This window comes from Demequina sp. NBRC 110052 (genome assembly GCF_002090075.1).
Classification (GTDB): Bacteria; Actinomycetota; Actinomycetes; order Actinomycetales; family Demequinaceae; genus Demequina.
On the sequence record NZ_BBRI01000003.1, the window covers coordinates 375,575 to 394,648 of the forward strand.

At 70.0% G+C, this 19,074-nt stretch carries 21 protein-coding genes and 2 tRNA genes; 6 read left to right on the forward strand and 17 right to left on the reverse strand.

Annotated features, from left to right (window positions below):
• Positions 1-120 precede the first annotated feature (120 nt).
• A complete protein-coding gene (locus tag B7K21_RS09180; RefSeq protein ID WP_084075135.1) occupies positions 121-1,650 on the reverse strand; it encodes an MFS transporter in 1,530 nt (509 codons plus the stop codon).
• A gap of 251 nt (positions 1,651-1,901) precedes the next feature.
• Between B7K21_RS09180 and B7K21_RS09185 the strand changes: the two genes are divergently transcribed.
• The gene (locus B7K21_RS09185; protein WP_084075136.1) at positions 1,902-2,465 is read left to right on the forward strand and encodes a TetR/AcrR family transcriptional regulator; all 564 of its coding nucleotides are present in this window, start codon (positions 1,902-1,904) and stop codon (positions 2,463-2,465) included.
• Positions 2,466-2,489: 24 nt separating this feature from the next.
• Here B7K21_RS09185 and B7K21_RS09190 read toward each other — a convergent pair.
• From B7K21_RS09190 to manA, 6 genes are all read right to left on the reverse strand, one after another.
• A tRNA-Arg gene (locus tag B7K21_RS09190) sits at positions 2,490-2,562 on the reverse strand.
• A gap of 45 nt (positions 2,563-2,607) precedes the next feature.
• Positions 2,608-3,594, reverse strand: coding sequence for an aldo/keto reductase (locus tag B7K21_RS09195; protein ID WP_200806286.1), 987 nt, complete (start codon positions 3,592-3,594; stop codon positions 2,608-2,610).
• A gap of 111 nt (positions 3,595-3,705) precedes the next feature.
• On the reverse strand, positions 3,706-4,386 hold the full coding sequence (locus tag B7K21_RS09200; RefSeq protein ID WP_234989265.1) for a C40 family peptidase: 681 nt from the start codon (positions 4,384-4,386) through the stop codon (positions 3,706-3,708).
• Positions 4,387-4,507: 121 nt separating this feature from the next.
• Positions 4,508-5,245, reverse strand: a complete 738-nt coding sequence (locus tag B7K21_RS12895; RefSeq protein ID WP_084075137.1) for a metal-dependent transcriptional regulator — start codon at positions 5,243-5,245, stop codon at positions 4,508-4,510.
• A complete protein-coding gene (locus B7K21_RS09210) occupies positions 5,242-6,573 on the reverse strand; it encodes a UDP-glucose/GDP-mannose dehydrogenase family protein (protein ID WP_084075138.1) in 1,332 nt (443 codons plus the stop codon). The genes B7K21_RS12895 and B7K21_RS09210 overlap by 4 nt, the downstream gene beginning before the upstream one ends.
• Positions 6,574-6,626: 53 nt before the next feature.
• Entirely contained in the window at positions 6,627-7,802 is a 1,176-nt protein-coding gene (manA, locus tag B7K21_RS09215; RefSeq protein ID WP_159448465.1) for a mannose-6-phosphate isomerase, class I, read from the reverse strand.
• 41 nt (positions 7,803-7,843) lie between these two features.
• Here manA and serC point away from each other — a divergent pair, with 41 nt between their 5' ends.
• Together serC and B7K21_RS09225 are read left to right on the forward strand one after the other, a co-directional pair.
• Complete coding sequence (gene serC / locus B7K21_RS09220; protein WP_084075140.1) at positions 7,844-8,974, forward strand: phosphoserine transaminase; 1,131 nt, start codon at positions 7,844-7,846, stop codon at positions 8,972-8,974.
• Positions 8,975-9,239: 265 nt separating this feature from the next.
• Entirely contained in the window at positions 9,240-10,058 is an 819-nt protein-coding gene (locus B7K21_RS09225) for a CAP domain-containing protein (RefSeq protein ID WP_144016156.1), read from the forward strand.
• A gap of 7 nt (positions 10,059-10,065) precedes the next feature.
• Here B7K21_RS09225 and B7K21_RS09230 read toward each other — a convergent pair whose 3' ends face one another.
• From B7K21_RS09230 to B7K21_RS09240, 3 genes are read right to left on the reverse strand one after another with little or no spacing between them, the layout of a single operon-like run.
• The gene (locus tag B7K21_RS09230) at positions 10,066-11,394 is read right to left on the reverse strand and encodes an MFS transporter (protein WP_255373778.1); all 1,329 of its coding nucleotides are present in this window, start codon (positions 11,392-11,394) and stop codon (positions 10,066-10,068) included.
• Positions 11,282-12,364 carry a DUF3027 domain-containing protein gene (locus B7K21_RS09235; protein ID WP_084075143.1) on the reverse strand — a complete coding sequence of 361 codons (1,083 nt, stop codon included), beginning with the start codon at positions 12,362-12,364 and terminating at the stop codon, positions 11,282-11,284. The genes B7K21_RS09230 and B7K21_RS09235 overlap by 113 nt, the downstream gene beginning before the upstream one ends.
• Positions 12,364-12,747, reverse strand: a complete 384-nt coding sequence (locus B7K21_RS09240) for a cold-shock protein (protein ID WP_084075144.1) — start codon at positions 12,745-12,747, stop codon at positions 12,364-12,366. Before B7K21_RS09240 ends, B7K21_RS09235 begins: the two co-directional genes overlap by 1 nt.
• A gap of 152 nt (positions 12,748-12,899) precedes the next feature.
• Here B7K21_RS09240 and B7K21_RS09245 point away from each other — a divergent pair, with 152 nt between their 5' ends.
• The gene (locus tag B7K21_RS09245) at positions 12,900-13,175 is read left to right on the forward strand and encodes a DUF4031 domain-containing protein (protein WP_084075145.1); all 276 of its coding nucleotides are present in this window, start codon (positions 12,900-12,902) and stop codon (positions 13,173-13,175) included.
• Positions 13,176-13,339: 164 nt separating this feature from the next.
• Here B7K21_RS09245 and groL read toward each other — a convergent pair whose 3' ends face one another.
• Positions 13,340-14,968 carry a chaperonin GroEL gene (gene groL / locus B7K21_RS09250; RefSeq protein ID WP_084075146.1) on the reverse strand — a complete coding sequence of 543 codons (1,629 nt, stop codon included), beginning with the start codon at positions 14,966-14,968 and terminating at the stop codon, positions 13,340-13,342.
• Between groL and B7K21_RS12865 the strand changes: the two genes are divergently transcribed.
• Complete coding sequence (locus tag B7K21_RS12865) at positions 14,967-15,089, forward strand: hypothetical protein (RefSeq protein ID WP_255373762.1); 123 nt, start codon at positions 14,967-14,969, stop codon at positions 15,087-15,089. The genes groL and B7K21_RS12865 overlap by 2 nt on opposite strands.
• A 132-nt stretch (positions 15,090-15,221) precedes the next feature.
• Here the strand turns inward: B7K21_RS12865 and B7K21_RS09255 are convergent, their stop codons facing one another.
• Together B7K21_RS09255 and B7K21_RS09260 are read right to left on the reverse strand one after the other, a co-directional pair.
• Entirely contained in the window at positions 15,222-15,821 is a 600-nt protein-coding gene (locus B7K21_RS09255; protein WP_084075147.1) for a LytR C-terminal domain-containing protein, read from the reverse strand.
• Between the two features lie 20 nt (positions 15,822-15,841).
• Positions 15,842-16,117 carry a DUF3263 domain-containing protein gene (locus tag B7K21_RS09260; RefSeq protein ID WP_084075148.1) on the reverse strand — a complete coding sequence of 92 codons (276 nt, stop codon included), beginning with the start codon at positions 16,115-16,117 and terminating at the stop codon, positions 15,842-15,844.
• 105 nt (positions 16,118-16,222) lie between these two features.
• Here B7K21_RS09260 and B7K21_RS09265 point away from each other — a divergent pair, with 105 nt between their 5' ends.
• On the forward strand, positions 16,223-16,897 hold the full coding sequence (locus tag B7K21_RS09265; RefSeq protein ID WP_084075149.1) for a uracil-DNA glycosylase: 675 nt from the start codon (positions 16,223-16,225) through the stop codon (positions 16,895-16,897).
• A 13-nt stretch (positions 16,898-16,910) separates the two neighbouring features.
• On the opposite strand, the gene B7K21_RS09270 is transcribed toward B7K21_RS09265, so the two are convergent.
• The 4 genes from B7K21_RS09270 to B7K21_RS09285 all read right to left on the reverse strand — a co-directional run bounded on the left by B7K21_RS09270 (position 16,911) and on the right by B7K21_RS09285 (position 19,057).
• Positions 16,911-17,501 carry a thymidine kinase gene (locus tag B7K21_RS09270; RefSeq protein WP_084075150.1) on the reverse strand — a complete coding sequence of 197 codons (591 nt, stop codon included), beginning with the start codon at positions 17,499-17,501 and terminating at the stop codon, positions 16,911-16,913.
• A gap of 51 nt (positions 17,502-17,552) precedes the next feature.
• Positions 17,553-17,625: transfer RNA gene (locus B7K21_RS09275), tRNA-Thr, on the reverse strand.
• A 116-nt stretch (positions 17,626-17,741) separates the two neighbouring features.
• The gene (locus B7K21_RS09280; RefSeq protein ID WP_084075151.1) at positions 17,742-18,524 is read right to left on the reverse strand and encodes a thioredoxin domain-containing protein; all 783 of its coding nucleotides are present in this window, start codon (positions 18,522-18,524) and stop codon (positions 17,742-17,744) included.
• Positions 18,525-18,556: 32 nt separating this feature from the next.
• Positions 18,557-19,057: a MauE/DoxX family redox-associated membrane protein gene (locus tag B7K21_RS09285; RefSeq protein WP_084075152.1), complete on the reverse strand. Its 501-nt coding sequence runs from the start codon at positions 19,055-19,057 to the stop codon at positions 18,557-18,559.
• Between the last annotated feature and the right edge of the window lie 17 nt (positions 19,058-19,074).

A 19,074-nucleotide genomic window follows, 5' to 3' on the forward strand; every position in this document is an offset into this window, starting at 1 on the left:
GTCCCGATTCGGCGACCCCCCGACATGCGGCGGCGCCCCCCGGAGAGCATCCGAGGGGCGCCGGGCCGGCTCAGCGGGGTCGCATCTCTGCGAGCCCGGGTCCGGCGGGGACGGCGAGGGTCAGGGGCGCCTCTCGGCGGGCCCTTCCTCGTGAGCGAGCGCGGCGACTGCGGCGGGCTCCGCCGCAGCGTCGGGCACGGGGGCGACCGCAGCGTCGGGCATGTGCCGCGCAGCCGGGCCGACGTTGATGAGAGTGGCGGCCACGACCAGGCCGAGCAGCACAGCGCCGACCGAGATCCACATGGCCGTCGTGAAGCCGTAGACCGCGGCCTCGGCGCCTGCCGCGTCGGTCAGCGCGCCGTGGGAGGCGATCCAGCTGGACGTCGCGGAGGCCGCCACCGTGTTCAGCAACGCAATGCCGATGGACCCTCCCACCTGCTGGGTGGTGTTCAGGGTCGCCGACACGACTCCCGCGTCGGTGCCCCGCACGCCGCCCGTCGCGGTCGCCATGGACGGCATGAAGGTCATGCCCATACCCAGTCCCAGGAACAGCAGGCCAGGCAGCACGTGCACGGCGTAAGACGAGCCGACGTCGATCTGCGTGAGGAACGCGAGCGCCGCGGCCGCGATCGCGAGTCCGGGCACCATGAGCCGGCGCGGCCCCACGCGCGGCAGCAGTCGCGCCGAGATGCCGACCGAGCCGGTCATCATCCCGACCACCATCGGCAGGAACGCGAAGCCGGTCTCGAGCGGGGAGAAGCCCTGGATGCCCTGCATGTAGTACGTGAGGAACAGGAACACCCCGAACATGCCGACCTGCGTGAGCCCCACCGTCACCAGGGCGCCGACCCGATTCCGATCGCGGAGCAGGTGAAGCGGGAGCAGGGCGTGAGGCGTCCTGCGCTCGACGAGCACGAAGACGGCCAGCAGCAGCGCGCCGACGGCGAGCGAGCCGAGCACGATCGCGGAACTCCATCCGTCGCTCTCGGCCTCGCTGAGGCCGTACACGAGGGCGAGCAGACCCCCCGTGGCCAGCAGCGCGCCGGGGATGTCGAGCCGCGCGTGCACGCCGTTGCGGCCAGGGTCGCGCAGGAACATCACGGCGCCGATCACGGCCACGGCCGCGATGGGGACGTTGACCATGAGCGTCCAGCGCCAGTCGAGGTACTGGGTGAGGGTACCGCCGAGGATCAGGCCCAGCGCGGCGCCACCACCCGCGATCGCGCCGTAGACGCCGAGCGCCCTGGCGCGCTCGCGCGGCTCGGTGAACGTGACATTGAGCATCGACAGCGCGGCAGGGGCGAGCAGCGCGGCGAACACTCCCTGGAGGGCGCGCGCAATTAACAGCATCGTGAGGCTCTGGGCGACGCCGCCGAACGCGGAGGCGGCGGCGAAGCCGATGAGCCCGACGATGAGCGTGTTCCTGCGCCCGAACACGTCGCCGAGCCGCCCACCGAGCAGCAGCAAGCCGCCGAAGGCGAGGGTGTAGGCGGTGATGACCCACTGGCGGTCGGCGTCGGAGATGCCGAGGTCCGCCTGCGCGGTGGGGAGCGCGATGTTGACGATGGTCATGTCGAGCACGACCATGAGCTGCGCCAGCCCGATCGCGGCGAGACCCCACCAGCGGCGGGGATCGGGGGTGGTGTCCATGGGGGACCTCTCGTGTGAGGGCGCTCGAGGTCGCGTCGCTTGCTCGAGGGCGTCGTCGTCCGGGTGGCCCAGTGCGGGCCGGTCGCCGGGCACTCGCATGCCCGACGCTGGGGACGGCCGGTGGATCGGCGAGGCGTCGGCCTCGGGGAACTTCCTAGCCGTCCGGTAAGTTCACTCGGTGATACTATGCACGTAACTAACCGGTCGTCAAGTCAATTCCCAAGAACTGGGACGACCCGGGAAAGGAAGCAATGGCCGAGACCGACACCCGCCGACGCGGCGACACCCGCGCGCGCATCCAGAGCATCGCGCTCGAGCGGTTCACGGACAACGGCTACGACCAGACGTCGCTGCGCGAGATCGCCGAAGACCTGGGCGTCACCAAGGCGGCGCTCTACTACCACTTCAAGTCCAAGGAGGAGATCCTCGACTCCCTCCTGGGCCAGGCCTCGACCGAGCTCGAAGCCCTCGTGACCTGGATGGCCTCCGAACCCTCCACCCGCGAGCGTCGGCTTGAGATGCTCCGCAGACTCGGCATGATCGCGCGCGGCGTCCCCGGCGACGTCATCCGATGCGTGCAGCAGAACGAGGTCGCGCTGCAGAACCTCGGCGCCACGACTCAGCTCGTGCACGGACTCAAGGCCCGCCTGAGCGCCGCCGCGCAGCCCGACGACGCGGGCGTCGAGGACCGCCTCCGCGTGCGCCTGGCGATCATGGCTGTGCTCGTCGCGAACAAGACCGGTGCAGACCTGGGCGGCACTGCAGACGAGCGCGCACAGGCCGCGCAATCCGTCGCCGCAGACCTCATGCCCTGACGGACTGCCACGGGCCGTAAGAAGTGCGCCTGGACAGATTCGAACTGTCGACACCCGCTTTAGGAGAGCGGTGCTCTATCCCCTGAGCTACAGGCGCGGGGCGATACCAGGGTACCGAACGCGTCCGCGCTCCTCGCACCCGTCACCAGCGCGAGTGGACGTGCTCCCTGATCTCGCTGTTGTAGATCCCCGCCAGCGACGCCATGGTCGCATCGTCGATCTGGGGCAGCTCGCCCACCGCGGAGTTGCCACGCGCCTGCTCGGGCGTGCGCGCCCCGGGAATGACCGTGGTGGCGCCGATCTGCGTGACCCAGCGCAATGCGAGCTGCGCCGTGGTCCACCCGGGAGGCGTGAGCGCAGCGACATCCTGGGCGGCGCGCACGCCCACCTCGAAGGGCACGCCTGAGAACGTCTCGCCGACGTCGAACGCCGACCCGTCGCGGTTGTACGTGCGGTGGTCGTTCGCCGCGAAGGTCGTGTGCTCGTCGTACTTCCCACTGAGCAGGCCCGAGGCGAGCGGCACGCGCGCGATGATCGCGACGCCGCGCTCGTGCGCCTCGCGCAGCAGGTGCTCCGTGGGCTTGCGGCGGAACACGTTGAGGATCACCTGAATCGAGGCGAGATCGTCCTCGCCGAGCACGTGCAGTCCGTCCTCGACCAGCTCGATCGAGACGCCGAAGTGCTTGATGCGACCCTCGTCGACGAGCACGCGCAGGTTCTCGAAGGTCCGCGGGTCGTGCATGACCTCCGACGGCGGGCAGTGCAGCTGGACCAGGTCGAGCGTCTCGACGCCCAAGTTCTCGCGCGACCTGTCGGTCCACGCGCGGAAGTTGTCGAGCGTGTAGCCCTCAGCGACGTGCGGGTCCAGACGCCGGCCCATCTTCGTGGCCACGAAGATCTCCGAGGCGTTGTCGCGATCGCGCAGGAAGCGCCCGATCGCGCGCTCCGAGAGGCCGTCGCCGTAGACATCGGCCGTGTCGAAGAAGGTGGTGCCCGCATCGGCCGCGGCATGCAGGATCTCCTGCGACCGATCGTCGTCCGTGTCACCCCAGTCGCCGCCCAGCTGCCAGCATCCGAGGCCGATCTCAGACACCGCCACGCCGAGCCTGTTCGCCATCTCGTATCTCATGTTCCCACCGTAGCGAATGACTCCGACAAGCCCCGGTGACAGGCTCGCCTAGGCGCAGGAACGACGAAGGCCGCCCCCCGGCGAGGGAGGCGGCCTTCGGAACGGATGCGATCAGCCCGTGACGCGCACGAAGATCGGGTTGCTCTGCCAGATGGACCGGAACTGCACGGTCTTGCCAGGGCGCGGAGCGTCGATCTGGAGGTTCGGGCCAGCGTAGATGCCGACGTGGCCGGGGCTGACGATGATGTCGCCCGGCTGCGGGTCGGAGACGCGCACGCCCACGCTGTAGTACGCACCGGAACTGCGCGGCAGGGAGATGCCGAGCTGGCCGTACACGTAGGACGTGAAACCCGAGCAGTCGAAGCCCGTCTCGGGCGAGGATCCTCCGGAGACGTAGGGCGTGCCCACGTACTTCGCCGCTTCAGCGATGACGGCGGATCCGGAGATCGCGGCCACCACGGCGCTGGAGTTCGACACCGGGGAGGCGCCGCCCGAACTCGACGAGGAGGTCGAGCGCCTCGTCGTGGTCGCAACCGGCTCGGGGTCGGCCTTGACATCCACTTCGGCGCTGTCGAACAGCGTGTCGGCGTCGCCCGAGGCGACGACCACGTTGGAGGAGTCAGCGATGCCCTCGGCGAGATTCGCCTGAAGCTCCGCGACGACCGCCGCGTCGGGGGTGACGGGGGCCTCCTCGGACGGAGTCGCCAGCGCGACGGCGGCGACCCCGGTCAGTGGCGCGATGACGAGCGCCCCGCCGGCCGAAACCGCGATGGCGCGCGTCCGAGCGCGCATGTATCCGTACCTCAAATTCTCAATTCCTTCCGCGCCCCGTGGCGCGTCGGCGATGTTGCCCCAACGCTCGGTGCCTGCCGAGCGTTCCATCTTTCAGGGGGCGTACAACGTCTTCTCACTGTCATTGAACTGAGTCCACTGTAACCGCGGAATCGGGATCTGGCACATCGGCGAGCACGAACACGTGACGTGCGCTCGCCCTCTCGAGCACCGCCGAGCCCTGCGCCGTCTGCACCTCGACATCCTCACCGCTCCTGCCGATCTGAACCGAAGCGCCTGCTACCAAACCGATCGCGACCGCATCGTCAAGGAATCCAGGGTGCGCCTGCGGGTTCTCGCCGATGCGCACGACTATGGCGCGAGTCACATTCTCCGCAACGGCGTGCGTGAGAGGCATCTCGGCGGGTCGCGACGTGTCAACGGCGCCTCCCTTCCCCTCGAGACCCAGCTCGGCCAGACCAGGGATCGGGTTCCCGTACGGCGACACCGCGGGACCCTCGAGCATCGATACGAGCCGTCGCTCCACCCGGTCGCTCATCACGTGCTCCCAGCGGCAGGCCTCCTCGTGCACGTGCGCGAGGTCCAAGCCGATGACGTCGGTGAGCAGCCGCTCGGCGAGCCGATGCTTCCGCATCACGCGCGTCGCGATGGCCTCGCCCTCAGGCGTGAGCTCGAGCGTGCGATCCGGGGCGACGATCACGAGCCCGTCGCGCTCCATCCGCGCCACCGTCTGCGAGACGGTCGGCCCCGAGTGGCCCAGCTGCTCCGCGATCCTCGCGCGCATCGGCACCACGCCGTCCTCGATCAGTTCATAGATCGTGCGGAGATACATCTCCGTGGTGTCGATGAGGTCACTCACGCGAAGCGACCCATGCCGTGGTAGTCCCAGCCCGCTGCCTGCCAGTCCTCGACCGGGAGGCAGTTGCGTCCGTCGATCACCCGCGCATGCGCGACCTCGCCGGCCAGCGCCGCAGGATCCGCCTCGCGGAACTGACGCCACTCGGTGCCGATCACGACCAGGTCCGCGTCAGCGCACGCGGCGGCCACGGAGTCGTGGAACTCAAGCGTGGGCCACACGGCGGCGGCGTTCGCGTTCGCCTCCGGGTCGTGGACCTTCACCTTCGCGCCGCGCAGGTGCAGTGCGCCCGCGACGTCCAGCGCCGGCGAGTCCCGCACGTCGTCGCTGTTGGGTTTGAAGGCCGCACCGAGCACCGCGACGCGCGCGCCGTCGAGGCTTCCGCCCACGAGGCGCGTCGCCAGGTCGACCACGTGCTGGCGGCGCCGCAGATTGACGGCGTCGACCTCGCGCAGGAACGTGAGCGCCTGGTCGACGCCGAGCTCGCCCGCGCGCGCCATGAAGGCGCGGATGTCCTTCGGCAGGCAGCCGCCGCCGAACCCGAGGCCCGCACCCAGGAACTTGCGCCCGATGCGGTCGTCGTAGCCGATCGCATCGGCCAGCTCGGTGACGTCGGCGCCCGTGACCTCGCACACCTCGGCGATCGCGTTGATGAATGAGATCTTGGTCGCGAGGAACGCGTTCGCGCTCACCTTCACGAGCTCCGCGGTCGCGAGATCGGTGACCAGGAAAGGCGTATCGCGCTCGAGGATCTCGGCATACACCTCGCGCGCCACCTCCTCGATGCGACCGGGGCGGTCCTTGTCCACGCCCAGCACGAGGCGGTCCGGGCGGAGCGTGTCCTCGACAGCGAAGCCCTCGCGCAAGAACTCAGGGTTCCAACCGAGCTCCGCTGCATCGCCCACGGGCGCGAGCTCGCGCACGCGCTGCGCCAGCCGCGCTGCGGTGCCGACCGGCACCGTCGACTTGCCGAGGATCACAGCGGGACGCGTCAGCAGCGGGGCCAGGGTCTCGATGACCGCATCCACGTAGGTCATGTCGGCCGCGTACTCGCCCTTGCGCTGCGGGGTACCGACGCCGATGAAGTGCACGTCGGCCTCCGCCGCGGCGAGCGTGGCGTCGGTGGTGAACGTGAGTCGACCGGACTCGACGTGCTTGCGCAGCAGCTCAGGGAGCCCGGGCTCGTAGAACGGCACCTCGCCGCGCGACAGACGCGCGATCTTCGCCTCGTCGACGTCGACGCCGATGACGCGGTGTCCAAGCTCGGCCATGCCGGCCGCGTGAGTGGCCCCGAGGTACCCGGTGCCAAAGACGGAGATGGTGAGTGGCATGCCCTTCAGCCTAGTGGGAGCGCGCGACACGCGGCGCAGGACCTCGGGTCTTCTCAGACTTCAGGAGTCGGCACCCAAGCGAGCGTGGCCAGGCCGCGGACCGTGACCGCAAGCGGTCCGTCGCTCGCCGGCACGAAGGCAGCCTCGCCAGTGCGGAGGGTGCGGCTCTCGCCGCCCGCCACCAGAGTCGCTTCGCCATCGATGGCGAGGACCATGCGAGGCCCACGGGGAAGCGCCGTATCGCCGTCGGAGACCACCGCGAGCGCGAACTCATCTGCGGGCACGCGAAGGGTCCGCACCGGCCCCTCGGTCGACTCGCGCGGCACCTCGGGCGGCTCCGGCTCGGCGTTCGCGAGATAGAGCAGCCGGCCCACGTCGATCGGCTTCGAGGTGAGCCCCGCGCGAATCACGTTGTCGGAGTTGGCCATGATCTCTACGCCCACGCCCGACTGATACGAGTGCACCACGCCGTCGGCGGTGAAGACGGCGTCGCCCGGCTCGAGCGTGACGACGTTCATCGCGAGAACCACGAGCGCTCCCGGATCGCCCGGGTGCGCGTCGAGCGCGTTCGCCGCGGCGTGCATCGCGTCGGACCCGCGGCCCGCGGCGACGGCCGCCTTGAGCGAAGTGAGCACAGGCATCGTGACGATGCCGCGCAGGCATGCGTCGATGTACTCCGAGATCGCATCCGCCTCGTCGTCGGCGTCACCGAGCACGCCCTCGAGCACACGCGCGCCGTCGGCGTCCATGAGCGCGAGGTCAGCGACGAGTTCGGCGACCGGGCGAAAGCCAGAGAGCACCGTCATCGGCGTGACCGCGAGGATCATCTCGGGCTTGTGGTTCGGGTCGCGGTAGGTCCGCGCGGGATCGTCGATCGGCAGGCCCAGCCGCTCGTCCTCGTCGAAGCCGCGCCGCGCCTGATCCTCGCTCGGGTGCACCTGGAGCGACAGAGGCTTCGCGATCGCGAGGACCTTGAGGAGATACGGCAGGCGCCCGTCGAAGCGCTCCGCCACGTCGGCGCCGAGCGCGCCCACCGGATCCTTCGCGATGAGGGCGTCCAAGGGCAGCGAGGCCCCGTCGCGCGCCGTCGCCACGGCCGGCGCCGCCGGATGCGCACCCCACCAGGCCTCGGCGACCGGACCCCCGGGAGGCTCCGTGCCCAGCAGGCGCGGAATCGCGGTCGCATCGCCCCAGTCATACGTCTGGAGGGCGGGGGTCAGCGCATACACGCGGGATATCCTGCCATGCCGCCGGACAGTACGCTGTGGCCATGCACGCTGCCATCTCGATCCCCTCCGAACTGCTGCCCCATGACGGGCGCTTCGGCTCCGGCCCGTCCAAGGTCTCGGAGCGTCAGCTCGAGGCGCTGCGTGCCGCGCAGCCAGGCATTCTCGGCACCTCGCACCGCCAGGCGCCGGTCAAGGATCTGGTCGGTGACATCCGTGCGATGCTCACCGACTTCTTCTCGCTTCCCGAGGGGTACGAGGTCGTGCTCGGCAACGGCGGATCGAGCCTCTTCTGGGACGCCGCGGCGTACTCGCTCGTCGAGCGCAGGGCCCAGCACTGCGTCCACGGCGAGTTCGGCTCGAAGTTCGCGGCCGCGACCCTGGGAGCACCCCACCTCGAGAGCTCGTCGGTGCGCCAGGCCGATGCGGGATCGATCGCCCTTCCCGAAGCCGAGGATGGCGTCGACGTGTACGCGTGGGCGCACAACGAGACCTCAACCGGCGCGCTCGCGCCCGTGAGCCGCGTGCGGGGCGCTGGCGACGCACTGATGGTGGTCGACGGCACGTCCGCCGCGGGCGGGACGCACCTCGACGCGAGCCAGGTTGACGCGTACTACTTCGCGCCTCAGAAGAGCTTCGCCTCGGACGGCGGGCTGTGGTTCGCGCTCATGTCGCCCGCGGCCGTCACCCGCGTCGACCGGATCGCGGCGGGCAGCCGCTACATCCCCGCGATCCTGTCGCTCCAGGACGCCATCGTGAACTCCCGCCAGAACCAGACGGTGAACACACCCGCGCTCGCGACGCTCGTGATGATGCGCGCGCAGCTCGCGTGGCTGCTCGACAACGGCGGCATGGCCTTCGCGGCCTCGCGCACCGCCGACTCCGCCGCGCGGCTGTACGGATGGGCGGAGGCCTCGTCGTACGCCGAGCCGTTCGTCTCCAACACGACGTACCGCTCACCCGTCGTCGGCACGGTGGATCTGGCCGCGCACGTGGACTCCTCCGCCGTGCGCGAGGTCCTGCGTGCGCACGGCGTCGTGGACGTCGATCCGTACCGCAAGCTCGGACGCAATCAGCTGCGGGTCGGGATGTTCCCGTCCGTCGAGCCGGAGGACGTCTCGCGCCTCACGAGTGCAATAGATCACATCGTGCGCGAAATGAGTACGCGCGCTTAACGCGCGGAAATCTCGCAAGCGCGAGCGGTTTCACGCAATCTACCAGGGAGTCTCCTGGTTTCCACGCCGCTGTAGCGCGCCCGGAAAGTACCCCTCTCGGCTGATTTCATCCGTTTCTGGCCCCTCTGAGACGTTCCTCACATTCCCTTCCTGGCCCCGTTTTCGCATTTCTAGCATCGGTGACATCGCAGGAGCGGTCTGGGCCACGAGCCCACGACGCACACCTCCTGTCCCCATGTTCGAGGAACGCGTGAAGGAACGGATCATGACCGAGCTGCTCGAGAGGACGCCCGCCGGCGAGATCGTCGACGACGGCGTCGTCAGCCCTCGCCGCCACCGCCGCCGCTGGTACTGGGCGGCGCTCGCGGCGACGCTGCCCGTCGCCGTCGCCGGCACGTCGATCGCGGCCGGCGCCTCATGGCTCCCCGAGACCTCCGTCGCGATCCCGCAGACCGAGAACGCATCGGCGGCCGACGTCGCGACAGTCACCGCGCCCGGCGCGGCCTCCGACGTGGACGTGAAGGCCGACATCCCACAGATCTCCGTGAGCCACTCGCCCGAGCCCGAGCCCGTCTACGCGCCGGTGTACTCGTCGCGCAGCTCCTCCTCGTCGAAGAGCTCGTCCTCCAAGAGCTCGTCGTCCTCCAGCTCGTCCGGCTCCACGAGCTCGTCGAGCGGCTCGTCGGTCTCGTACACGTCGTACTGCGCCGCCCCGGCCTCCCCCTACTCCGCCGGATCGGGCGCGAAGTCCCTTCTGACCGCCGTGAACAAGGAGCGCGCGCGCATCGGCCTGCACTCCCTGGGATGGTCCAGTTCGCTCGCGTCCTCGGCGCAGTCGTGGTCCGAGAACATGGCCGCGTCGTGGAACCTGGCGCACTCGGGCCGCGGCGCCGAGAACGTCGGCTACACACGGAACAGCGCGGGCCTCAGCCTCGACAGCGGCATCAGCATCATCCACAAGGCGTGGATGCGCTCGAACGGCCACTGCCTCAACGTCATGTACCCGGGCTACTCCGTCATGGGTGCGGGCGCTGCGCGCACGTCCGACGGCACGGCCGTCTACGCCACCGAGAACTTCGGCTGACCTCTCCTCACGCGGTCGGGCGCGGGTCGGACGCACCCGTCAGCCTCCACGGCGGGATCCAGCGGGCCATCGCTCCCGCGGTCGCCACTCCCATGCCGCCAATGAGGTGGAAGCCCACCGGGAAGCTGATCGCAGCGCCTGCCGACACCACAGCGGGGCCCAGCAGCCCGCCAGCATCCTGAAGCGCCATCCACACGCCGATGAACTCGGCCCGGCCCTCCGCCGGGGCGGCGTCACCGCCCAGAGTCATCAGCACGCCTGAGCCCCACCCGTTGCCGAGGCCCAGCACCACGCCTGCGATCGCGAGCGTCAGCGGCGAGCCGGTGAACGGAAGCATGCTCGTGCCCACGGCCAGCAGCAGTGCCGAGGGCACCGCGGTCCAGCGCCGTCCCCAGCGGTCCATCACATAGCCCGCCGGCACGAACAGCAGCATGTCCACCGCGGCCGAGAGTCCGAAGATGTACGAGATCGTGTGGTCGTCGAGCCCGAGGTGCGAACCCCATAGAGGGATCACGACGTTCCGCGCGGCACGCAAGGCACCCGTGAGCACCACGGCGACGCCCAGCGTGCGCAGCGTCGGCAGGGTGTGCGCGATGACGGAGCGCAGGGGCACATGCCGCGAAGCACTCAGGCTGTGCCGCGTGCGCCACGCAGGCGCGAACACGAGTGCGACCATGCCCGCCACGATCGTGCCTGCAGCCATCGCATAGCCCGCCTCGAGCCCCCAGACGGCGATCACCGCACCCCCGGCGAGCGGTCCGAGGAAATTCGCGACCCGCCACAGTCCCGCGAGCGTCGTCAGCGCGCGCGCACGCTGGTGCGAGGCGACGAGATCGTCGATGCGCGCCTGACGCGACACGTGCAGCGCCGCGTGTCCCGCGCCGATCAGCGCGGCAGCGGCAAGGAACGCCCACAGGCCGGGCGCGGCGGCCGCGAGACCCGCACCGGCCGCAAGCACCACGAGCGAGGCCATCGACGCGCGCATCGGGCCCAATCTCGATACGGCCGACCCCACGAAGGCCGATGTGAGAAGACGACCGGCCGAATAGACGCCGATGCCGAGCGACGCCACCGCCACCGGCACGTCGTAGGCGAGGACAGAGAGGGTCAGCAGGGGCAGCATGGCGCCCACGCCGATCTCGGCGAGGAAGGTGGGGATATAGGCAGAGGTGGCGAGCGCGCGAACCAGGTCGGCGCGCCGCCGGTCGGGGCGCGGCTCGCGCCTACTCAGCGGTGCGCTCCCCGTCGGACTCGCTGTCTGACGCTGGCTCGTCGCTCGCGTCGACGCCGGCGGCCTCGACGGCTTCGGCGTCCGCGTCGACGTCGGTCTCTGCAGAGACGTCAGGCGCGGGCGCGTCCGACGCGTCGGGAGTCTCCACCGCGTCACTGGCGTCGGCGTCGGGCACCGATGCCGCGTGCGCCTCGGTGACCACGGCGTCGGGCGTTTCGCTCGCCTCCGCCTCCTGCGCCTCAGCCGCGGGCTCGGGCTCGGGCTCGGGCTCGGGCTCGGGCTCGGGCTCGGGCTCGGGCTCGGGCTCGGGCTCGGGCTCGGGCTCGGGAGGCACTGTCAGGTCGAATGGCTCGGAGACGTCGTCCACATAGACGGGGTCGTCCGCGGGCCACTGCGTCGCCTGGCGCTCCACGTCGGTCTCCGAGTGCGCACCGCAGCCGTGATCCACCGATACGACCTTGCCGTCGGACGACGACCACTCGTTCGCACACGCACCGAAGGTGGTGCGGAAGGATCCGGTGAGCGGCACGAAGAACGCGCACGTCGAGCACGGCGAGGTCGACGCGATCGCCGAGGCGGCCGTCGGGCCGTGCGACCCGCGGTACCAGCGATCCGCGGCGAGGTCGCGGCCCTGCGGCCCGAGTACACGCTCGCGCCCCAGTCCGAGCTCCCAGATCGCGAGTTCGTCGACCACGTCCTCGCCGGTCGTCTCGTAGCCGGCCACGATGCGGGGATCCTGTTCGATGCGAGGGAGCACCATGCTCGCCTCGAGATCCCCTGGCTGGATGCGCTCGGCCCACGGCACCCATGCCGGGGCGAGCAGCGCGTCGTCCGCCGGGATCAGGTGCGCCTCGCACACCTGCGCGACCTTGGTGCGCGGCGCGCGGGACAGCGTGACGGACCAGACCCAGCCGCGATAGCCGGGCAGGGTGCATGCGAACAGGTGCGTGACGAGCTTGTCGTCCTCGGCGTGCGCCGAGAGGTGGGCCCCGACGGCGGCCTCGTCCTCGGCGACGTCCACGGCGGCGTCACGCGCCACGTCCACGGCGGCCTTGAGCACGGAGTCGACGGCCATCAGGCGTCCAGCTGCTCCGCGACCGCGCGCAGCACAGCAGCCACCTGCGCGCCCTTGGCGGGCTCGGGATAGCGGCCCTTGCGCAGCGTGGTGGATACGCCGTCGAGCATCTTGATGAGGTCCTCGACGATCACGGTCATCTGCTCGGGCTTCTTGCGCAGGTTCTGAGTGACCGACTTGACGGGCTCCAGGATCACCACGGACAGCGCGGACGGGCCGCGGCGGCCGTCGGCGACCGAGTACTCGACCTTGGTGCCAGGCTTCGGCGAGCCCGTGCCTTCGGGCAGAGCCGAGGCGTGCAGGAACACCTCGTCGCCCTCATCGCTCGCGATGAAGCCGAACCCCTTGTCGGAGTCGAACCACTTCACTTTCCCGGTGGGCACATCAACCTCGCGTCTATCCGTTCGCGCCGCGGGTGCGGCGCCAGATCAGTCTACCGTCCCTGGTGCGGGCGCGAACGGCCCCGTGAGGTTCGCTCCGCACCAAGGATGTGACCGGTCGGGCTCACGGGGCGCACGGGCCGTACGCTCGGGGCATGACCGTCCTCATCGATCCCCCACTGTGGCCGCGCCACGGGCGGGTCTGGGGCCATATGGTCTCCGACACTTCTCTCGACGAGCTGCACAGACTGGCGCGCGCGGCGGGGATCCCCGAGCGGGGCTTCGACCGGGATCACTACGACGTGCCGCTCGAGATGCACCCGCAGCTCATCGCCCTGGGCGCGGAGCTCGTGGACGGACGCGAGCTGATCCGGCGGTTGCGCGCGTCCGGGCTCCGAGTGACGTCGGCGCGGCGCCACGGTCGCGGCTGAGGGTTCGGCGTCCCCGACGCTCCCTGCGCCGCGTGAGGCACTCAGTGCTCAGAATCCCGCGCCGTGAGCACTCATGTCCTCACAGGGCGCACGCCGAACACGACGAAGGCCCCCGGGATGTCCCGGGGGCCTTCGTACGAGCTGTCGCGTCGACCGGCGAGGGCTTAGAAGCCCATGCCGCCCATGTCTCCCGCGCCACCTGCCGGCATGGCCGGCTCCGGCTCGGGCTTGTCGGCGACGACGGCCTCGGTCGTGAGGAACAGGCCCGCGATCGACGCGGCGTTCTGCAGCGCCGAACGGGTCACCTTGACCGGGTCGTTGACGCCCGCGGCGAGCAGGTCCTCGTAGACGCCGGTCGCGGCGTTGAGGCCGTGGCCGATCTCGAGTCCCTTGACCTTCTCGACGACGACGCCGCCCTCGAGGCCAGCGTTGATCGCGATCTGACGCAGCGGAGCGGAGACAGCGGCCTCCACGATCGCGGCGCCGGTCGCCTCGTCGCCCTCGAGCTCGAGGCCGTCGAACGCGAGCTTGCCCGCCTGGATGAGGGCGACGCCACCACCGGCGACGATGCCCTCCTCGACGGCGGCCTTCGCGTTGCGAACGGCGTCCTCGATCCGGTGCTTGCGCTCCTTGAGCTCGACCTCGGTGGCCGCGCCCGCCTTGATGACGGCGACGCCGCCGGCGAGCTTGGCGAGGCGCTCCTGGAGCTTCTCGCGGTCGTAGTCCGAGTCGGAGTTGTCGATCTCGGCGCGGATCTGACGCACGCGGCCCTCGAGCTGCTCGGCGGAGCCGGCACCCTCGACGATGGTGGTCTCGTCCTTGGTCACGACGACCTTGCGGGCCTGGCCCAGGAGGTCGAGCGTGGCGTTGTCGAGCGACAGGCCCACGGACTCCGAGATGACGGTTCCGCCGGTGAGGATCGCCATGTCCTGCAGCATCGCCTTGCGGCGGTCGCCGAAGCCAGGCGCCTTGACGGCGACGGCCTTGAAGGTACCGCGGATCTTGTTGACGACCAGGGTCGCAAGAGCCTCGGACTCGACGTCCTCGGCGATGATCATGAGCGGCTTGCCCGTCTGCATGACCTTCTCGAGCACCGGCACGAGGTCCTTGACATTGTTGATCTTGGACTCGACGAGCAGCACGTAGGCGTCCTCGAGGACGGCCTCCTGGCGCTCGGCGTCGGTCACGAAGTACGCGGACAGGAAGCCCTTGTCGAAGCGCATGCCCTCGGTGAGCTCGAGCTCGAGGCCCAGAGCGTTGGACTCCTCGACCGTGATGACGCCTTCCTTGCCGACCTTGTCCATCGCCTCGGCGATGAGCTCACCGATCGTGGGGTCGCCAGCGGAGATGCCGGCGGTCGCGGCGATCTGGTCCTTGGTCTCGACCTCGCGAGCGGCCTTGAGCAGCTCGGCGGTGACGGCCTCGACGGCCTTCTCGATGCCCTTCTTGAGGGCGATCGGGTTGGCGCCTGCCGCGACGTTGCGCAGACCCTGCTGCACGAGCGCCTGGGCGAGCACGGTGGCGGTGGTGGTGCCGTCGCCAGCGACGTCGTCGGTCTTCTTGGCGACCTCCTTGACGAGCTCCGCGCCGATCTTCTCGAACGGCTCGTCGAGCTCGATCTCCTTGGCGATGGAGACACCGTCGTTGGTGATGGTCGGCGCGCCCCACTTCTTCTCGAGCACGACGTTGCGGCCCTTGGGGCCGAGGGTGACCTTGACGGCGTCGGCGAGGGCGTTCATGCCCCGCTCCATGCCGCGGCGGGCCTCCTCATCGAAGGCAATGATCTTTGCCATGAGCGTGTTCCTCTTCCGATGGGTGGTGGCTCCGGCGTCGCCCGCGACGGACGATGCCCGCCCCGGCGTTCACGTCACGCGCGTGGAGGGCATCTCGACGATGGAGCCGAGGTCTCGTTAGCACTCACCCTAGGCGAGTGCTAACGCCGATTCTGGCACTCTCCCCCGTCGAGTGCAAATGGCGCGCGGCGCGTCACGGGCGGGCTCGCGCGTGCCCGACGCTGGGGCCGGGAAATGCGGGATGGGGCTGGGCTCAGGCGGCGGGATCGGAGGCGAGCAGCACTTCGATCTCGGCGCCGCCGGGGGTGTCGCCGAGCTGGACTGACTCGATGCCGAGCACCTCGGCCACGCGGGCGGCGGTGTCGGCGAGACGCTCCTCGGTGTACATCACGACGTTCGCGTCGCCCGGGATCAGGGAGCCGTCGATGTTGTTGGCCTCGAGGTTGGTGAACCCGTCTGCCTCGAGCAGCGCCTGGTTCTCGCCCGCGAGCCCGGAGACGCGCGCACCGTTGCGGACGTGGATCTGCGCGTCGTACAGGATGACCGGCTCGGGCTCCGCGGTCTCGGAGGGCGTCGGTGTGGGAGTCGGGGTCGACGTGGCCGTGGGGGTGGGCTCGGCCGTCTCGGTCGGCTCGGCGGTGTCCGTCGGGTCCGCGGTGACGGTTTCCGTGGGCGTCGCGATCTCGAGGTTCCAGTTGTACTGCGCGTACAGGAATGCGGCGCCGCCTGCGACGAGGAACACGATCAGGGGCACGATGAGGTACGACCACCAGCGGCGCGGGGCGCGATGGACTCCGACGGGCCCGCTCTCCTTCGCGAGCGCGTCGAACTCGTCCTTCTCGTACTCAGCCACGTGAGGATGCTACCGGGTGGTCATTCGCCTGCGGCACGACCGCGTCCGCGGTGACGCGTGGCGCGCATGCGGCGCAGTCGCTTGACGAGCATCGGGTCGTGGGCGAGCGCGTCCGGGCTGTCGATGAGCGCGTTGAGCACCTGGTAGTACTCGGTGCTGGTGAGCGAGAAGAGCTGGCGGATGGCCTCCTCCTTCGCGCCGGCGTAGCGCCACCACTGGCGCTCGAACGCGAGGACCTCGATGTCGCGCGACGTGAGCGTGCCGCCGTGCTCGATCTCGATCGCCGGTTCCGCCATGTCGCCTCCCTCCTGCGCTCGCCCGCGCGTGCGGACGCCCTCAGGCTATCTGCGAAGCACAGGGCTGTCATTCACCGTCGCCCCGCGCGCCGCTAGCCTGGCGCCATGCCGACGAACTGGCGCCAGCAGGTCGCGCCCGACTGGACCCCGACCCTCGAGCGCGTGGAGCCGACGCTCGCACGCCTGGGTACCTTCCTGCGCGAGGAGATCGCTGCTGGCCATGGGTACCTGCCCGCGTCAGACGCGATCCTGCGCGCGTTCGAGACGCCCCTGGCCGACGTGCGTGTGCTGATCGTGGGCCAGGATCCGTATCCGACGCCAGGCGATCCCGTGGGGCTGTCCTTCTCCGTGCCGCCCGGGCATCCCATGCCGCGCTCGCTGCGCAACATCGCCGCCGAGCTCGCGGATGACACGGGCGAGGCCCTCACGGCCGGCGATCTGAGCCACTGGCAGGCGCAGGGCGTGATGCTGCTGAACAGGGTCCTGACGGTGCGTCCGGGGCTGCCTGGCTCACACCGCGGCCAGGGCTGGGAGGAGATCACCGAGGCGGCGATCCGCGCGCTGGCGGCACGGGGCGGCCCGCTCGTCGCGGTGCTGTGGGGTCGTGACGCACAGTCTGCGGGCTCACTGCTGGGAGAGACGAAGCGCCTGCAGTCGGCGCACCCGAGCCCGCTGAGCGCGTCGCGCGGCTTCTTCGGGTCGCGCCCGTTCTCGCGCGTCAACGAGATGCTCGCCGAGCAGGGCGCCACGCCGATCGCCTGGGGCACGCCGCAGGCGTAGGCCCGACGCGGGGTCACCCGTGGCGGACGGGTCCCACCTTCTCGATGTAGCACCGGCCGCACAGCGACTCGTACTCGGCCTGCTGGCCGTCGATCGCCACCTGTGCTCCGTGGCTCACGAACTCACCGTCGATGCGGCGTCCGTTGAACACTGCCTTGGAGCCGCAGCGGCAGATGGTCTTGAGCTCCTCGATCGCGTGAGCGATCTCGAGCAGACGCTGCGATCCCGGGAAGGACCGCGTCATGAAGTCTCCGCGAAGTCCGTAGCAGAGCACGGGAACACCATGCATGACGGCGATCTCGTAGGCCTCGTCCACCTGAGACGGGGTGAGGAACTGGGCCTCGTCGACGAACACGGCGTCGATGCGGTCGAGGCCGCGGTAGGCGATGAGCTTGTCGATCAGTGATTCGTCGGCCCCCAGCAGCACGTCGACGGAGCGCTCGACGCCGATGCGCGACGACACCGATTCTCCCGCCTTGGTGTCGATGCCTGGCTTGACGATGACGGGGTGCTGGTCGCGCTCCTCGTAGTTGTACGCGGCGGTCAGCAGCAGCGCGGACTTGCTCGAGTTCATCGCGCCGTAGCGGAAGTACAGCTTGGCCATCGTCGTCCTCCCCTGACACGCACGCCGGTCGCTCCCGGCATCCGCAGCGAGAGCTGGCAGCGGGACTCGAACCCGCAACCCCCGTATTACAAGTACGGTGCGCTACCAATTGCGCCATGCCAGCCGCGCCCCGCGAAAGGGGCCGGGCCAGGATACCGGGCCGATGCGTCGGGCATGGAATGCAATGACGCCGCGCCCCTCAGGTCGAGGGACGCGGCGTCGTCAGCGAGTGAGCGCGGATCAGCCCTGGGCGGCGACCTGCTCGAGGTAGGCGCGCACAGTGCCGTCGCCGAAGTACGGCACGGTCTCCTGCGGGATGATCTCGCCGTTCACGGCCATCGTCGGGGTGCCCTGCATCCCGTCGATCGAGGCCTGCTCGGTCGCAGAGGCGACCCACGCGCGGAACTCGAGGTCCTCGAACTTGCCCGCGGTGTCCGCGGACACGCCCACGCCGACGGCGAGCGCGGCGAGCTCGTCGTCGGAGAGACCGTCGGCGCCCTCGGCGGGCTGGTTCGCATAGAGCACGGCGAGGTAGTCGAGGAAGTACTCGGGCTCGTAGTTAGCGACCGTCGCGAGCGCGTTGGCCGATCGCGTCGAGTACGCGGTGCCGTTGGAGTAGCGGTCGAGGATCGAGATCACGTGGTAGTTGACCTGGATGGTGCCCGCCTCGCGCAGCTCGTCGAGGTCGGCACCGTTGGTCTGCTCGAACACGTTGCAGTAGGGGCACAGCAGGTCGAGATACACGTCGACCTGGACCGCGTCGTCGTTCGTGGTGCCTGCGACGCCGCTCTCGGCGACAGGGATCGCGCCGTTCGCGAGCGAGCCGGCGGGTGAGCCTTCAGCGCCGAGGTCGCCGTCGAGCGAGGTCTGGTTCTGGCTGATGATGTAGTAGACCAGGCCACCGAAGACGAGGACCGCGGCGACGATGCCTGCGACGATCATCATGGTGGTGCGGCGCTCCTGCGCCTTCACCTGGGACTGGGCCTTCGCGCGCGCGGCGGCGGCCTTGGAGCTGGATGCCATGGGGGAACTTCCTCTCAGGTCTGCAGGTCAGTCTAGGCCGGGGCCTGCTCGGGCTTGGCCGCCATCCAGCGGTCCAGGGAGAAGGGTGTCTTGGGGAAGACCGCGAGCCACACGCCGAGGATCACGAAGCCCGCGCGCTCGGCCATATGCGCCCAGTAGTTCGCAGTCTCGCCTTCGGCGAGGTCGCCGCCGCCGCCGAAGCAGCCGCAGTCGATCTGATAGCCCTTGGCCCATGCCCACGCGACGCCGAACACGAAGGCGCCCATCATGAGCAGCCACACGTAGGAAGCCCACCGCGTGAAGAGTCCGAGCAGCAGGAACAGCGCGAGCATCAGCTCGAAGACAGGGAGCATGGTGCCCACGAACGGCACCACGGCCTCCGGCAGCAGCCGATAGGCGCGTACCGCGCGGATGCTCTCGTCGATGTGCGTGAGCTTGGGGATCGCGGCTGCGATGAGGATGCCGGCCATGCCGAGCCTCACGAGCAACGAGATCCACGGCTGCACCGTGCTGAATCGGCCTTCGGAAGCCATCACCCCTCCTTGGCGGT